The sequence below is a fragment of the Pseudomonas sp. NY8896 genome (assembly GCF_039634505.1).
The window spans coordinates 4,497,606-4,511,273 of the sequence record NZ_CP132350.1 but is presented as its reverse complement, the minus strand read 5'-3'; the positions used below and the strand labels follow the sequence as shown (position 1 = coordinate 4,511,273).

General features: G+C 62.7%; 12 protein-coding genes and 1 pseudogene. 8 read left to right on the top strand and 5 right to left on the bottom strand.

Annotated features, from left to right (window positions below; genetic code table 11):
- Positions 1-11 precede the first annotated feature (11 nt).
- The 5 genes and pseudogenes from Q9451_RS20210 to Q9451_RS20190 all read left to right on the top strand — a co-directional run bounded on the left by Q9451_RS20210 (position 12) and on the right by Q9451_RS20190 (position 7,500).
- Positions 12-4,508: an NEL-type E3 ubiquitin ligase domain-containing protein gene (locus Q9451_RS20210; protein ID WP_012271654.1), complete on the top strand. Its 4,497-nt coding sequence runs from the start codon at positions 12-14 to the stop codon at positions 4,506-4,508.
- Between the two features lie 230 nt (positions 4,509-4,738).
- The gene (locus tag Q9451_RS20205) at positions 4,739-5,290 is read left to right on the top strand and encodes a DUF4174 domain-containing protein (RefSeq protein WP_012271655.1); all 552 of its coding nucleotides are present in this window, start codon (positions 4,739-4,741) and stop codon (positions 5,288-5,290) included.
- A gap of 174 nt (positions 5,291-5,464) precedes the next feature.
- Entirely contained in the window at positions 5,465-5,905 is a 441-nt protein-coding gene (locus Q9451_RS20200; protein WP_012271656.1) for a hypothetical protein, read from the top strand.
- 73 nt (positions 5,906-5,978) lie between these two features.
- A complete protein-coding gene (locus Q9451_RS20195; protein ID WP_012271657.1) occupies positions 5,979-6,812 on the top strand; it encodes a DUF692 domain-containing protein in 834 nt (277 codons plus the stop codon).
- Positions 6,805-7,500 (top strand): annotated as a pseudogene (locus Q9451_RS20190) (putative DNA-binding domain-containing protein). The gene Q9451_RS20195 and the pseudogene Q9451_RS20190 overlap by 8 nt, the downstream one beginning before the upstream one ends.
- Positions 7,501-7,532: 32 nt before the next feature.
- Here Q9451_RS20190 and Q9451_RS20185 read toward each other — a convergent pair.
- From Q9451_RS20185 to Q9451_RS20175, 3 genes are all read right to left on the bottom strand, one after another.
- Positions 7,533-8,015: a DoxX family protein gene (locus Q9451_RS20185; RefSeq protein WP_012271658.1), complete on the bottom strand. Its 483-nt coding sequence runs from the start codon at positions 8,013-8,015 to the stop codon at positions 7,533-7,535.
- A gap of 108 nt (positions 8,016-8,123) precedes the next feature.
- Positions 8,124-9,410 (bottom strand): HAMP domain-containing sensor histidine kinase, encoded by a 1,287-nt coding sequence (locus Q9451_RS20180; RefSeq protein WP_012271659.1) that lies wholly within the window; start codon positions 9,408-9,410, stop codon positions 8,124-8,126.
- Entirely contained in the window at positions 9,407-10,147 is a 741-nt protein-coding gene (locus Q9451_RS20175) for a response regulator (protein ID WP_012271660.1), read from the bottom strand. The genes Q9451_RS20180 and Q9451_RS20175 overlap by 4 nt, the downstream gene beginning before the upstream one ends.
- 221 nt (positions 10,148-10,368) lie before the next feature.
- Here Q9451_RS20175 and Q9451_RS20170 point away from each other — a divergent pair, with 221 nt between their 5' ends.
- Together Q9451_RS20170 and Q9451_RS20165 are read left to right on the top strand one after the other, a co-directional pair.
- Positions 10,369-10,644, top strand: a complete 276-nt coding sequence (locus Q9451_RS20170; RefSeq protein WP_012271661.1) for a DUF2790 domain-containing protein — start codon at positions 10,369-10,371, stop codon at positions 10,642-10,644.
- Positions 10,645-10,654: 10 nt separating this feature from the next.
- Positions 10,655-11,170, top strand: coding sequence for a thioredoxin family protein (locus tag Q9451_RS20165; protein ID WP_041166457.1), 516 nt, complete (start codon positions 10,655-10,657; stop codon positions 11,168-11,170).
- A 17-nt stretch (positions 11,171-11,187) separates the two neighbouring features.
- On the opposite strand, the gene Q9451_RS20160 is transcribed toward Q9451_RS20165, so the two are convergent.
- Both Q9451_RS20160 and Q9451_RS20155 read right to left on the bottom strand, forming a co-directional pair.
- Positions 11,188-11,952, bottom strand: coding sequence for a hypothetical protein (locus tag Q9451_RS20160; RefSeq protein WP_012271663.1), 765 nt, complete (start codon positions 11,950-11,952; stop codon positions 11,188-11,190).
- Positions 11,953-12,016: 64 nt separating this feature from the next.
- Positions 12,017-13,294: a bifunctional O-acetylhomoserine aminocarboxypropyltransferase/cysteine synthase gene (locus tag Q9451_RS20155; protein WP_012271664.1), complete on the bottom strand. Its 1,278-nt coding sequence runs from the start codon at positions 13,292-13,294 to the stop codon at positions 12,017-12,019.
- Positions 13,295-13,502: 208 nt separating this feature from the next.
- Between Q9451_RS20155 and Q9451_RS20150 the strand changes: the two genes are divergently transcribed.
- Complete coding sequence (locus Q9451_RS20150) at positions 13,503-13,667, top strand: hypothetical protein (RefSeq protein WP_012271665.1); 165 nt, start codon at positions 13,503-13,505, stop codon at positions 13,665-13,667.
- Position 13,668 lies beyond the last annotated feature (1 nt).

Here is a 13,668-nt window from a genome sequence, read left to right as displayed (position 1 = left end):
GGCCTCAGGCAATGGACACTACTCCGCTATCAAGCGCACAGGCAGCCATCGATGCTTTCCAGGACGGCATCATCGGCAAGCGCCTGCCACTCTGGTTGCGTCAGGCACCCGCCGAGCAACTGCCAGAGATCAGCATGGCATTGGCAAATAGCCTGCGCTGTCGTGAGCAAGTGAATGCGCTGCTGCGGGGCATCGAAAGCATCGACAGTTTCGTTGCAGCGGGCCTGGAAAAGGCCCTTGGCGAGCGTTACGGGATTGTTCGTAACGCGCGCGCGCTCAGGTTTCTGGAGGGCCGTCGGGAACCTGTGATCAACAGTCAGCCGGTTGGCGCGCACCTTACCGAAGTGGTCTACGAAGAAAAGCCGCTGCTCGAGGTGGTCCTGCGCAACTTCACTGCCGAGCAGGCCCAGGCGGGTGGCCAGCCGCGTGGTAATCGCCTACTGGTTTCGCGTCAGGGCAGGGGCGCACCGCCCACCAGCATCGAACTTGCCACGCTGTGCCGTGAGCTGGATTTGGGGGCGTGTTATCAACGTCACCTGGATTCCATTCTGAAGCCCGCGGGTGATGCCAGGCGCGTGGAGTCTCAGCTTGGGGATACCAGCCGCTACGCCATGCTGGTGGACGCCTATAAAGCCAGGCAGGAGGGAAAGCTGGATGACAGCGAGCTCAAACTGATGGTGACTGTGTGCGCGGATGGCAAGCTGCTGCGTCTGGCGGGGGACCGTGTTGAAGCCAGGCAACTGAAGCTGCTGGGTTGCCTTATCGAGCAGGTGATCGTGTTCGAGGTAATTGACCAGGGCGTTCTTTTCAATACCACGCGCCGGGTATTGCTCTATGTGCCTGGGGATCCGGTGTCACCTTGGAGCGTATTTGACAGCATCGACAAATTGAACCGGGAACTGGGTCGCCGCTTTCGAGACAAGGCCTATCAGCGTTTCTTCAGCCGCTTCGTGCTGCGCCGTGACAGCCAGGCGTTTTTCGCTCAGGTCATGGCGCTGTTCGATGATCTGGCGGTTTGGGCATTCCGTGATCTCGAGCCGCGTTTGCACCCTTACCCGCAACCGTTGTTCAACAGCCTGGCACAGGCACGTATGCGCCAGATCAAGGAAGATGCAGCGATGATCGCGGTACCTGTGGCACGGCTTGATCGTGAGGTTCAGCGCCAGCATGACGAGCGCCTGGAGGCCGAGGGGTGGGCAGTGCTCAACCTGGCCAGCTTCTTTGTGCCGGGCCTTGGCGTGGCGCTGCTTGCCGTGACGGCTTGGGAGCTGCTGGGCGAGGTCTACCATGGCTTCGAGGCATGGCAGGAAGGGGATCGCCAAGCGGCACTCGATCATTTGACCCATGTCGCCACTGACCTTGCCGTGCTTGCGACCACGGTTGCGGGGGTTGCCGTGGCACGACGGATTTGGGCGCGCTCCGCGTGCGTTGATGCCATGTTGCCGGCTCGGCTGGAGGACGGCACTGTCAAACTCTGGCAACTCGATTTGACGCCGTTTCAAAGCCAGGCCCCCGTTGCGGCCACCGGCCAGGACGCATTGGGCATTCGGCGCCTGGATGGGCAGGCCTGGATCGAAATGGACGGGTATGACTACCGCGTGATGGCGCCGGCTGGCGACGGTCAGTGGCAACTGTGCCCCGTCGACGGCCACGGGCCGATGCTACGTCACAATGGTGCTGGCGCTTGGCGATTGTGGAGCGAGCAACCGAGTCAGTGGGCCGATAGATACCGCATGTTCCGGCGCTTTGGCGGGGCATTCAGCAGGCTGGGTGACGAAGAGATCGACCAGGTCCTGCTGCTTCATGACCTTGATGGTGACGATGTGCGTAGCTTGCATGTACATGCCCAGGCGCCAAGCCCAGGCATGCTTGACAGTGTGCTGCGGGTCAAGCTCGATCAGCGCATTCGCAGCATGATTGGTTGTCTGCGCAGTGGCATGCCGGTAGAGGATGTAACCGTGCTTGAACATGCGCGGCGGTTGCCAGGTGCGGATGGCCTGCCAGATCAGGCACTGGCTGAGTTGGCATGGACGCAGCGCCGAACACTATTGCATCACCTGTACGAAGCGCTGCAGCCTACCGACAGCCCTGGCAGCGCAGCCCTACGCCGGGTTTTTCCAGGGTTGCACGTGCGCGCTGCACAAGCGTTGGTAAAAGCCGCCAATGGTGTCGAGCGCAAGCGTCTGCTCTCTAGCGGCAGGGTTGCGCTGGGGCTGGCCGAAGCGGCCAGGGGCAGCCTGTCGGCTATGCGTCAGGTCCGGGTACTTGAAGCGCTGTACCTGGATACGCCACAGAATGCAGACCTGGCTCGGGTGGCCCTGGGCCTCTTGCGGTACCTGCCTGGAAGCGAACAAGGTGTGCGCTGGCGCTTGTACGAAGGTTACCTGGATGGGCCGATGCTGGCGCAAACCGAACAGGGGCAGCGAGCGTTCGATCTGGTGCACTTGAATGGCCGTTTCCAGTTGCTTGATGACCAAGGCAAGGCGCTCGGGGCGCCGGGAGAGTTGTTCGACGTCATGGCGCTAGCCTATACCGATGAGCAACGTGAGGCGATGAGGGTCGGCGAGCCGTTCTCGCACAACCTCAGGGTGCTGCTGGGGCGCGAAGCAGTCAGCCGCCGTGATGAGATCGCTCGTCTGCTCGGCGCGGTACGCCCGGGCGCTGTTCGAATGCCCCTGCGCTTGGCAGATGGGCGTTTGGGCTACCCGCTGGGTGGCGCTGGCGTGAGTGGTTTCGCATCGAGAGGCAGAGCCCTGAGAGCAACGCTGCGGGATCTCTTTCCTTGGTTGAGTGATGTGCAGATCGAGACCCTCGTCGATGAGGCCAGGCGTTCAGGGCATCAACTTGAACGGGTACTGAGCGACCTGAGCAATGAGCTCACGGTACTGCGCAACACGCTGGATACCTGGGTGGCACAGGGACAGGGCGAAGCCAGGGAGGATCGAGATGCCTTGCGCCAGACCTTGTTCAATTGCTGGAGACGGTCGGTCGGTGTTGGGGCGTTGCAAATCGATGCGCAACAAAACCTGCATGCCATCTTCTGCAATTTCAGATTGGACGGCTTGCCCAGCATGCCTGCGCAAGTCAGCTTCAGAGGCGTTACCAGCCTATCGATGTTGCACCTGAATCTCCTGGAAGTACCCAACAGTTTCCTGCTGGCTTTCCCCAACCTGCAAACCCTTGACCTGGGCGGCAACCTGTTGACGCGCCTACCACAACCGCTGCTGCAAATACCGCAACTACGGCATCTGAGTCTGACCCATAACCGGATTCGTCTGAACATGGAGCAAACCGCCACGTTGGCCAGTTGTACGAGCCTGGAGTCTCTCGACCTGTCCCACAATCCACTGGGGCGCCCGTTTCCGCTGGCCGGTTTGACCGAACTGCGATGGCTGAACTTGCGCGACACACACATCACGCAATTCCCCGCAGGCGTGTTCGAGCGTGCTCAGCTGGTATCCGTTGACTTGCGGGAGAACCGCATCAGGCATATTCCGGAGCAGTTTTTCCAGATGCCCGTATGGCGTCGGCGGCGGATCCGCCTGAGCGCGAACCCGTTGGGCGAGGCCCAGATGGGGCGTTTGCGAGCCTCGCTGAGGAGCGACGTTCCTGTGGTCGACGAGGAGCAAGTGTTTCTGCGCCTGCAGCACGCGCGTGAAGTCTGGGGCGATGCGGTGGCCCCGGAGCATCGCGGCTTGATGCTTGCGGCCTGGGACTCGCTGGATGAACGGCAAGATGCCGGGCGCTTTTTCCGTGTCCTTGGGCAGCTTTTGCTGTCCGAGGACTTTCGTGTCAACGCGCGGGCATTGGGCAATCGGGTAATGGCGTTAGTGCAGGCGATGGCCATGACGCCGGAATTGCGCCAGAACTTGCTGTCCGTGGCCAATGATGAGTGGGGGTGCCAGGACGGTGCAACCTGGTGCTTGAGCAACCTCGAACTGAACATGCTTGTCTGGCAGGTAGAACATGCCGCTGGAGAACATAGCGAAGGCGCCTTGCTTGGCCTGGGAAGACGCTTATGGCGCCAGGATGCAGTCGACAGGTTCGCCAGCCGATGGGCAATCCAACACGCCAGGGCGCTGGAAGGCAGCGAAGTGGGGTTGGCCTTCAGGATCGGGCTAAGGGAGCGGCTTGACTTGCCCCTGCAGGTGGGGGAAATGAGCTTCCAGGCTGTTTCAGGCGTTTTGGACGCGGACCTGGCAGAGGCAGAAGCCGCTGTGCGGAACGCGGAAACCCCGGATGAGATCGCACGTTCAATGGTTGATCGTGAATTTTGGCAGGCGCACCTGGAGCGTACCCATCCTGACCAATTCGCTGCGGTCGACTTGCCCTTCAGGCGACAGCTTGAAACGGTACTTGACGATGAAGCGCTCCTGGAGGGCGCAAAGATCGAGCAGGCGGATGCCATTCGAGATGCGCAGCGTGCTGCACGCAGGGGGCTGATGCTGGACATGACGATTCGTGCGATGGAAGCGGGGCCCGAGGAGCTAGGCATACCGGTGCGTTGACCACAACTCAGGGTAAGGGTTTACCTGGCCCTGACCAAGGCGGCTTTGGGCTATGCTCAGTCTGGGTGACGGTGGATTGTGCCAACGCCGTTGCCCTGGCTTCAGGTAGCTCGGAAATCGACAGTTACTTTTGCACCCCCCCGTTCTTGTGTGAAGTGGTTTAGGCTCCTTGTCGGATTTTTCTCCGTGATCTGTAGTCATTGGTATATCGAGACAATAAGGAGATACGCATGCTCGTCCGGTCACTGACCCTCGCAACCTTGCTTGCTGTTGCCGGCCCCCTGTTTGCCGCAGACAGTGATGCGCCTTTAGCCAAGGAACTGGGTAAGGCCAGGCCGTTGGTGGTTATCGCCCCGAGCAGTGCCGACCCGACCTTGCGCGGGTTGAACAAGGCGCTCGAGGATCCGGCCACCCAGGCAGCCTTCAAGGAGCGCAACCTTGTGCTGTACAGCGTCGCCAACATGATGGGCAAGCGCGAGGACAAGAACCTCGAACAGCAGACCACCATGGCCCTGATTCGTGAACTGAAGCTGGGGGCGAGCAAGGGCACCAAGGTGATCCTGGTCGGCAAGGATGGCGAGCGGCACATGCTCAAGGACGACGACACTGGCGAGGCCATCGACCCGCAGGTGATCTTCAAGGCAGTCGATGAACTGCCTGCCAGCGAAAAGGCGGTGGCGGCGCCCGAGCCCGTAGCAGCGGCACCGGAAGCCAAGGCCAAGGACACCAAGCCGGCCAAGCCAGCCAAACCGGCGGCCCCGCCCAAACCGCTGGAAGACTGAACACGCATCATGGCCCCAAGGCACGTTGGGGCCAGCTGCCAGGTGTTGTGTATCCCACTGTATCTGCGCGCACGGCAGACCTACTGCCATACAAAAGCGCGCCCCACACGATACATCCACGACAAACCGCAACGGCCTAATGGCTCCACTTTCCAACCACTGTGGAGCTACATCATGACTCAAGCAAAAACTACCCTCGGCCTGCTCGGCGCCGCCCTGATCGGCAGCATGGCACTGAGCAGCAGCGCGTTTGCCGTCGAACCATTGGCCCAGGGTTACCAGCTGGCATCGGCCAAGGTGGCCGGCGAGGGCAAGTGTGGTGAAGGAAAATGCGGCGCCAGCGGCAAGGTCACCCAGAGCGAAGGCAAATGCGGCGAAGGCAAGTGCGGTGACGCCTCGTTCGCCAAGACCGACAGGGACCACGATGGCAAGGTTTCGCGCGAAGAGTTCGTGGCGGTGGCCAAGGACCGTGCGGGCGACTTCGACAAGATCGACAGTAACCTTGATGGCTTCATCTCCGAACAGGAAGCAGCGGATCACCTGAAGGCGATTTACCAGGCCAACGGCAAGGCCATGCCTGAAGGGCTGTTCAGCCACTTGAACAATAAGTCCTGACCTTATCCCTTGATGTGATGCAACGCCCCTCCTGCTGGTCAGGCGGGGCGTTGTGCCTGTTGGAGACCTGTTTATGCTTCCCGCACTGTTGAATACTGGGTTGGGCTTGCGCCGTGGCCTGTTGCCGGAACTGCTCGCCATGGCGCCGGGTGCAGTGGACTTTCTCGAATGCGCGCCGGAAAACTGGATTGCCGTGGGCGGTGCCTACGGTAAGGGGTTGGCCGAGTTGGCGGAGCGTTTTCCCATCACCTGCCATGGGTTGTCGTTGTCGTTGGGGGGGAGTGCGCCGCTGGACTGGCAGTTCCTCGACCAGATCCGGCAGTTTCTCGATCGCCACCAAGTGCGCTTGTATAGCGAACACCTGAGCTACTGCAGTGATGACGGGCACCTGTACGACTTGATGCCCATCCCGTTCACCGATGAAGCGGTGCACCATGTGGCGGCGCGCATACGCCGGGCGCAGACGCACCTGGAACGGCGTATCGCTGTCGAGAACATCAGCTACTACGCCGCCCCTTACGCTGCGATGAGTGAACTTGAATTTATTCGTGCAGTACTCGATGAAGCCGACTGTGACCTGCTGCTGGACGTCAACAATGTATTCGTCAATGCCTGCAATCACGGCTATGACGCCCGGGAATTCCTTGAAGGCTTGCCCCGGGCGCGGGTGACCTGCATGCACATTGCCGGTCATTACGATGAGGCCCCGGACCTCAAGGTCGACACCCATGGGGCGCCGGTCAAGGAAGATGTCTGGGCACTGTACGCGTTCGCCTGTGAACGCTTTGGGGTGCAGCCGACCGTGCTCGAACGTGACTTCAACCTCCCCCCACTGGCACAGCTGCTGGAGGAGACAGCACGTATCCGTGACATGCAGCGTAGCTGGGGAGGGCAGAGGCATGAATGAGACCTTGCGCGAACAGCAATACGCCTTGGCTCGCCACCTGCGCGACCCGCTGCGCAATGCTCCGCCACCTGGCGCGCAAGCACGGCGCCTGAAGATTTACCGGGAGTTATTCTATGGCGCCATCGAAGGCTTGCTGGCCGGCAGCTTTCCTGTCATGCGCCAGGCCCTGGGCGAGCAACGTTGGCATGTGCGGGTGCGTGATTTCTATGCCAACTACCGTAGCCAGACACCGTTGTTCACCGAGATTGCAGAGGCGTTCGTCGATTACTTGCAAGGCGTGCAGCCGGATGCGCCCTAGCAGTTGGAACTGGCGCATTACGAGTGGATCGAGACGCAGCTGTACCTGAGCGATGCCGAGGACCCGCTGCATGATCCTGCGGGTGACCTGCTGGCTGGCGAGCCGCTGTTGTCTTGCGTGGCGCGGGTGCTGGCCTACCGGTGGCCGGTTGAGCGCATCAGCGCCGATTACCAGCCAACGGTTGCGCCAGAGGCGCCGACCTTGCTGCTGGTTTATCGCGATGCGGGGTTGCAGGTGCGCTTTGCGCGGTTGGCACCGATGGCGTATCGGTTGCTGGTGGAGCAGGGGCGTGGACGGGAGCGGTTGCAGGCGTTGGGTGGGGATCTGGAGCAGGGGCTGGCGTTGCTCCAGGGGATGCGCGAAGCGGGCATCATTGTCGGCACGGTTTGAGGGCATTGGGGGCGCAAAACGCCTCCGCGATACTACTTGCTGAACCGCATCCTGAGCCAATGATCCAGGCTCAAGCGCCCGGCGCCCTTGAGCAGCAGAGGCAGCAATGCAACCAAGTAGATCAGCGGCAATTTGTAATTGCCAAAGCCCTGGTCGGTAATCGCATACCCCTGCGCCAGCTCAGCCAAACCTGACCAGTGCGCCGGCCAATGCACCGCCGCAATCGCTACTACGGTCACGACCATCAAGCCAAAGGAAGCCAGCCGGGTACCCAGGCCCAACAACAGCAGCAACGGCAGCACCAGCTCCGCCCACATCGACAGCTGCCAGTTCAGCTCGACTGGTAGCAGGTTGAAGGGGAATGGGAAGCGGGTTTGCAGGTCGGCGAACCAGTTGCTGCCATTGAACTTCTCCCAGCCGGATTCAAAAAACTCCCAAGCCAGGAACAGCCGTAACGGCAGGTCGGCGCTCCAGCTGCCGATGTGGTCGAAGGTGGTCAGGGTAATGGCTTTCATCAAGGTGGCTCCCGGGGCTAGTTGTGTGACCGGGAGTGTGTGGTTGTGGGGTGTCTGCAGTGTGTCGGCGGTGCGGGGGTTGTGTATCGGATTGTAGGTGCGCGCTTTTCAGTTGAGCTCGATCCGTGCGCACAGCCCGCCACTTTCGCGGTTGCTTAGGGTCAGTCGCCCCCCCATGGCCTGGATCAGCTGGTGGGCAATGGCCAGCCCCAAACCGGTGCCACCCGTACTGCGATTACGCGAACCCTCCACCCGGTAGAACGGCTTTAGCACTTCATCCAGTTCGCCACTGGGTATCCCAGGCCCGTTGTCGAGCACACGGATCACGGTCATGCCGCCCTCGCGGCACACTTCCAGTTCGGCAGCACCGGCAAACTTGAGCGCGTTATCCACCAGGTTCACCAGCACTCGGCGCAGGGCATGCGGGCGGGTTTCCAGCAGGCTGCCGGTGCTGCCGTGGCGCGCCACCTGGGCGCCGCTGTCCTGATAGTCGAATACCAGGCTGTCGAGGAAGGCATCAAGGTTGACCCTGCAAGGGGCTTCGGTGCTGGTATCCATGCTGCGGGCATACGCCACGCCTTCGCGCACCAGGTGCTCCATTTCGCCTAGGTCGCTCCACAACTTGTCCTTTTCCACCCCCTCGTCCATCACCTCGACGCGCAGCTTCATGCGGGTGATCGGCGTTTGCAGGTCGTGGGAAATGGCCGCCAGCAACTGCATGCGTTCCTTGAGGTGGGCAGCGATGCGCGCCTGCAGGGCGTTGAAGGCCACCGCCGCGTAGCGCACCTCGCGGGGGCCGCTTTCATCCAGTTGCACACCGGGGCGGTCCGGGTCGAGGTTGTCCACCGCCCGGGCCAGTCGGGTGAGCGGGCCGATGGCCAGGTGCACTGCCAGCCAGGTACACAGCAACAGCACAGCCAGCTGAATCAGCAGTACCACGGGTAGCCAGCGTGCCACCGGCACCGGCGACGGGGTCACGTCGATGGTCAGTGGCGCACCGTCGGCCAGGTTCAGGTGTGCCTGGAAGTGCGCATTCGGTCCGGGGATTTCCTGGAAGGTCAGGCGATAGTCGCTGCCAATGGCCTTGACGATCGACTCGGCGGCCATCGGCGGGTCGCTGCTGGTCATTGCTTCGCCTGTCTGGCCCTGGTCGAGGCGGTAGCGATAGGTGCGCCGTTCCAGGCGTGGCAGCCAGGCAGCACGTTCGGCTGCGGGAAGGCGGTCGAGGATGGCGACCGAAGTGGCCACGTCCTGCTCCAGGTTGTTGAGCATCATCGAGCGGCTACTGATATAGCGCTCGTAGGCCTGCAGGCCGAACGACAGGCCGTAGGCCAGCACCAGGCCGGTGAAGAAGATCAGTGCCAGGCGCGAGGCCAGGGTACGAGGCCATTTCATGACAGCGACTCGAGCAATTGCACCGGCAGCGAGAACACATAGCCCTCGCTGCGCACGGTCTTGATACAGCTGGGCTCGCGGGCATCGTCGCCCAGGCGTTGGCGCAGGCGGCTGACCAGCAAGTCGATGGAGCGGTCAAAGATGTCGGCCTCGCGGCCTTGGGTCAGGTTAAGCAGTTGTTCACGGCTGAGCACCCGCTGCGGGTGGTCGAGGAACACCCGCAACAGGCGGTATTCGGCGCCGCTCAGGGCCACCAGGGTACCTTCGCTGTCGAGCAGGTGGCGCGCGGTGGTGTCCAGGCGCCACTGGCCGAAAGCAAGCAGGCGGCTGCTTTCGCTGATGGTCAGGTTGGGCGGCAGCATGCGCGTGCGGCGTAGCACGGCGTTGATACGGGCGAGCAGTTCGCGGGCCGAGAACGGCTTGGTCAGGTAATCGTCGGCGCCCATTTCCAGGCCGATGATCCGGTCGGTTTCGTCGTTGCGGGCGGTCAGCATCAATACCGGGGTGTTGCGGTGCTTGCCGGCACGCAGTTCACGGCACAGCAGCAGGCCATCGTCGCCGGGCATCATGATGTCGAGCACGATCAGGTCGACGCTGTTGGCTTCGAGAAAGGCGCGCATCTGCCGGCCGTCGGCGACGATGCTGGTACGCAGGCCGTTCTTCTTCAGGTAGTTGCCGACCAGTTCGCGGATTTCGCGGTCGTCGTCGACGATCAGGATGTGATCGACGTGTTCCATGCGCTGCGTTCCTGTGCAAAGAGGGGATGGGCGCAGTGTACCGAGCGCGTTCGCGCTTGCCTGCGGGGGTTTGTATTGCAGTGTATCTGCCATGGGTACAGATACAGCAGAAAGCACATCACCGTGTTGGGCGACACATACGGGATACCTGGCAGGCGTGAAATGGCTCTCGACCGGGGAACAACACTCCCCACACCCAAGTGTTACTCAGGAGAGATGCCATGAACGTCAAGACTTTCGCCAGCGCCAGCCTGTTCGCCGTGCTCAGCTTCGGTGCCATCGCTGCCCAGGCCGCCGCTACCCCGATGCACGATGGCGGGGCCATGCAGTACCGCTACGGCGAGCACCTGGATGTGAAGAAAGTGCTGTCGGTGCAGGATGATCAGAGCAATGCCTGTGGGCTGGTGAACACCCGCATGGACTACCTTGACTCCCATGGTCAGCCACAGAGCGTGCAGTACCGTACCTACGCCACCGGCGGTTGCCATGACAATTGATCGCCGCCTGATGTTGAAGGTGGGTGGTGTTGCCCTGGCGCTGACGGGGCTGGGCCTGGCCGGGCACCTGATGGCACGCGACAGCTACGGCGCCATGCCGTCGCTGTCGGGCGCCAGCCAGTGGATCAACTCGGTGCCACTGGATGGCCCGGCGCTCAAGGGTAAGGTAGTGCTGGTGGACTTCTGGACCTGGGACTGCATCAACTGCCAGCGCAGCCTGCCGCATGTCAACGAGTGGGCGCGGCGCTATGCCGACCAGGGGCTGGTGGTGGTTGGGGTGCACACGCCAGAGTACGACTACGAGCATGATGTCGCCACCTTGCGGGGCAAGGTGGCCAGCCTGGGGATTGCCTACCCGGTGGCGGTGGATAACGACTACAACGTGTGGAATGCCTGGGGCAACCAGTTCTGGCCGGCCCATTACTTTGTCGACCGCAAGGGGCAGGTGCGCCATGTGCACTTTGGCGAAGGGGATTATGGCGGGCAGGAACAGGTGATACAGGCTTTGCTGGATGAAAAAGGGTGATCGGCCTGCATGGCCAGTCAGCGCCGCCGCAGCACAGTGGCCAACCCGACGGTCAGCACCACGGCGCAGAGCATGGCCAGGCTGATCGTGATGGCCATGCCCAAGGTTTCGAGCAGCCCCGCCAACACCAGATAAAACGCAATGACCCCCACTGCGCCGATCGCATTGCCCCGCACCATCGCCGCCATTGCGGCCCGCCCGCCCTGCACATGGGCGAACACCACCAGCGGCCAGGCAATCACCGGGATCGGCGCCAGCATGCCGCTGGTCGCCGGGCCCAGCCAACTGGCCAGGCGGGTGATGACCATCAGCAGGCAAGTGGCAGACACCATGCGCAGGGGGATCTCCCAGTAGCGGTGCCGGGGGCGGGCCAGGGTATCCGGCGTGGGCTCGCGGCCGCTGGCGTCGATCAACACGCAGATCAGCGCCAGCGCCACGGCAATCGACAGGTACAGGCTGCCCCAGTGGGTAAACGCATAGGCGGCCAGGCCATAGCACAGCAACGCCAGCAGGACGGACGCAGCGATGCCGAGGCGGCGGGTGGCCAACAAATAGAAGGTGTAGGTGGTCTGCACCGCTGCCAGGCCACCCAGTGCACCGGGTATCGCCCCCAAGGCAAAAGCCGGGCCCTGTTCCAGGCAGAGAAAGGTGATCACCAACGCCGAGGTGATCGGCAGGCCGGACAGCAGCCCACCCAGCAGGCCGCCCCAGCGCCGGGAAGCAAGCGAGATGGCCCACATCAACAAAGGAGTGACCGTCAGTTTCAGGTAAAACAGGGTCATTGCGGGTGTATCCAGGCTAATTGAAGGCGCGCCCGCCGTCGGCATTGGGTGGGGCGCGGATACGTCAGGCGCGGCTGGCCTCCAGGGCCTGGGCCAGGTCGGCGATGATGTCGTCGCTGTGCTCGATGCCGATCGACAGGCGCACCATGTCCCGTGGCACGCCGGCCTTCTCCAGCTCCTCGTCGTTGAGCTGGCGGTGGGTGGTGGAGGCGGGGTGGCAGGCCAGAGACTTGGCGTCGCCGATGTTCACCAGGCGCACCACCAACTGCAGCGCATCGATGAAGCGTGCGCCGGCCGCCTGCCCGCCCTTGATGCCGAACGACAGGATTGATGCCGGTTTGCCGCCGGTATAGCGCCGGGCCAGTTCATGCTCGGGGTGGTCGGGTAGCCCGGCGTATTTCACCCAGGCCACCTGTTCGTGGGCCTGAAGGTACTGGGCGACCTTCAGCGCATTTTCGGTGTGGCGTTCCATGCGCAGGGCCAGGGTTTCCAGGCCTTGCAGGATCAGGAAGGCGTTGAACGGTGACAGCGCGGCGCCCGTGTTGCGCAACGGCACCACGCGGCAGCGGCCGATGAAAGCGGCAGGGCCGAAGGCTTCGGTGTAGGTGACGCCGTGGTAGGACGGATCGGGGGTGTTGAGCAAGGCGAACCGTTCTTTGTTGTCGGCCCAGGGGAACTTGCCAGCGTCGATGACGATGCCGCCGATACTGGTGCCGTGGCCGCCAATGTACTTGGTCAGCGAGTGCACGACGATGTCCGCGCCGTGCTCGAACGGTCGGCACAGGACCGGGGTGGCCACGGTGTTGTCGACGATCAGCGGCACACCGTGACGGTGGGCGGCCTCGGCCAGCGCGGCAATATCGACAATGTTGCCAGCGGGGTTGCCAATGGACTCGCAGAACACCGCCTTGGTGCGTGCGTCGATCAACGCTTCGAGGGCGGCGATATCGTCATGGGCGGCGAAACGGGTGTGGATGCCCATGCGTGGCAGGGTGTGGGCCAGCAGGTTGTAGGTACCGCCGTACAGCTTGGCCACCGAGACGATATTGTCACCGGCTTCGGCGACGGTCTGGATGGCGTAGGTGATGGCCGCCATACCCGACGCCACCGCCAGCGCGCCCACCCCGCCTTCGAGGGCAGCCATGCGCTGCTCCAGCACATCGTTGGTAGGGTTCATGATGCGCGAGTAGATATTGCCGGCCACCTTCAGGTCGAACAGGTCGGCGCCGTGCTGGGTGTCGTCGAAGGCGAAGGAGGTGGTCTGGTAGATCGGTACGGCCACCGCCCGGGTGGTCGGGTCGGGGCTGAAGCCCGCATGGATGGCAAGCGTTTCCAGCTTCATGCAATCGTTCCTTGAGCGTGGGTGGAAGCGTTCGAGCATGCGTCGGCGGGCGGGCGTGGGTCAAGGACGTCGTGGTTGTGCCCGTGCGCCTGCGCCGACTGTAAAGATAGGCAAAGTTTCCCCGGGCCATCATGCCGCCGCTCTAGAATCCGCCCGCTGCCAAGCCGGCCAACGGCGGGCAGCGGATCTAGCCTAGTGGAGCGTTGCTATGAAGTTGAAACACCTTTTCCGCGCAGCCCTGGTGGCGGCGCTGGTATCCGCCTTGTCGGGTTGCTGGATGTTCATGCCGCCGGGTGGCGGCGGTGGTCATGGTGGTGGAGGCCACGGTGGCGGTGGTGGCTTTGGCGGCCACCAAGGTGGCGGCCCGCGCTAAG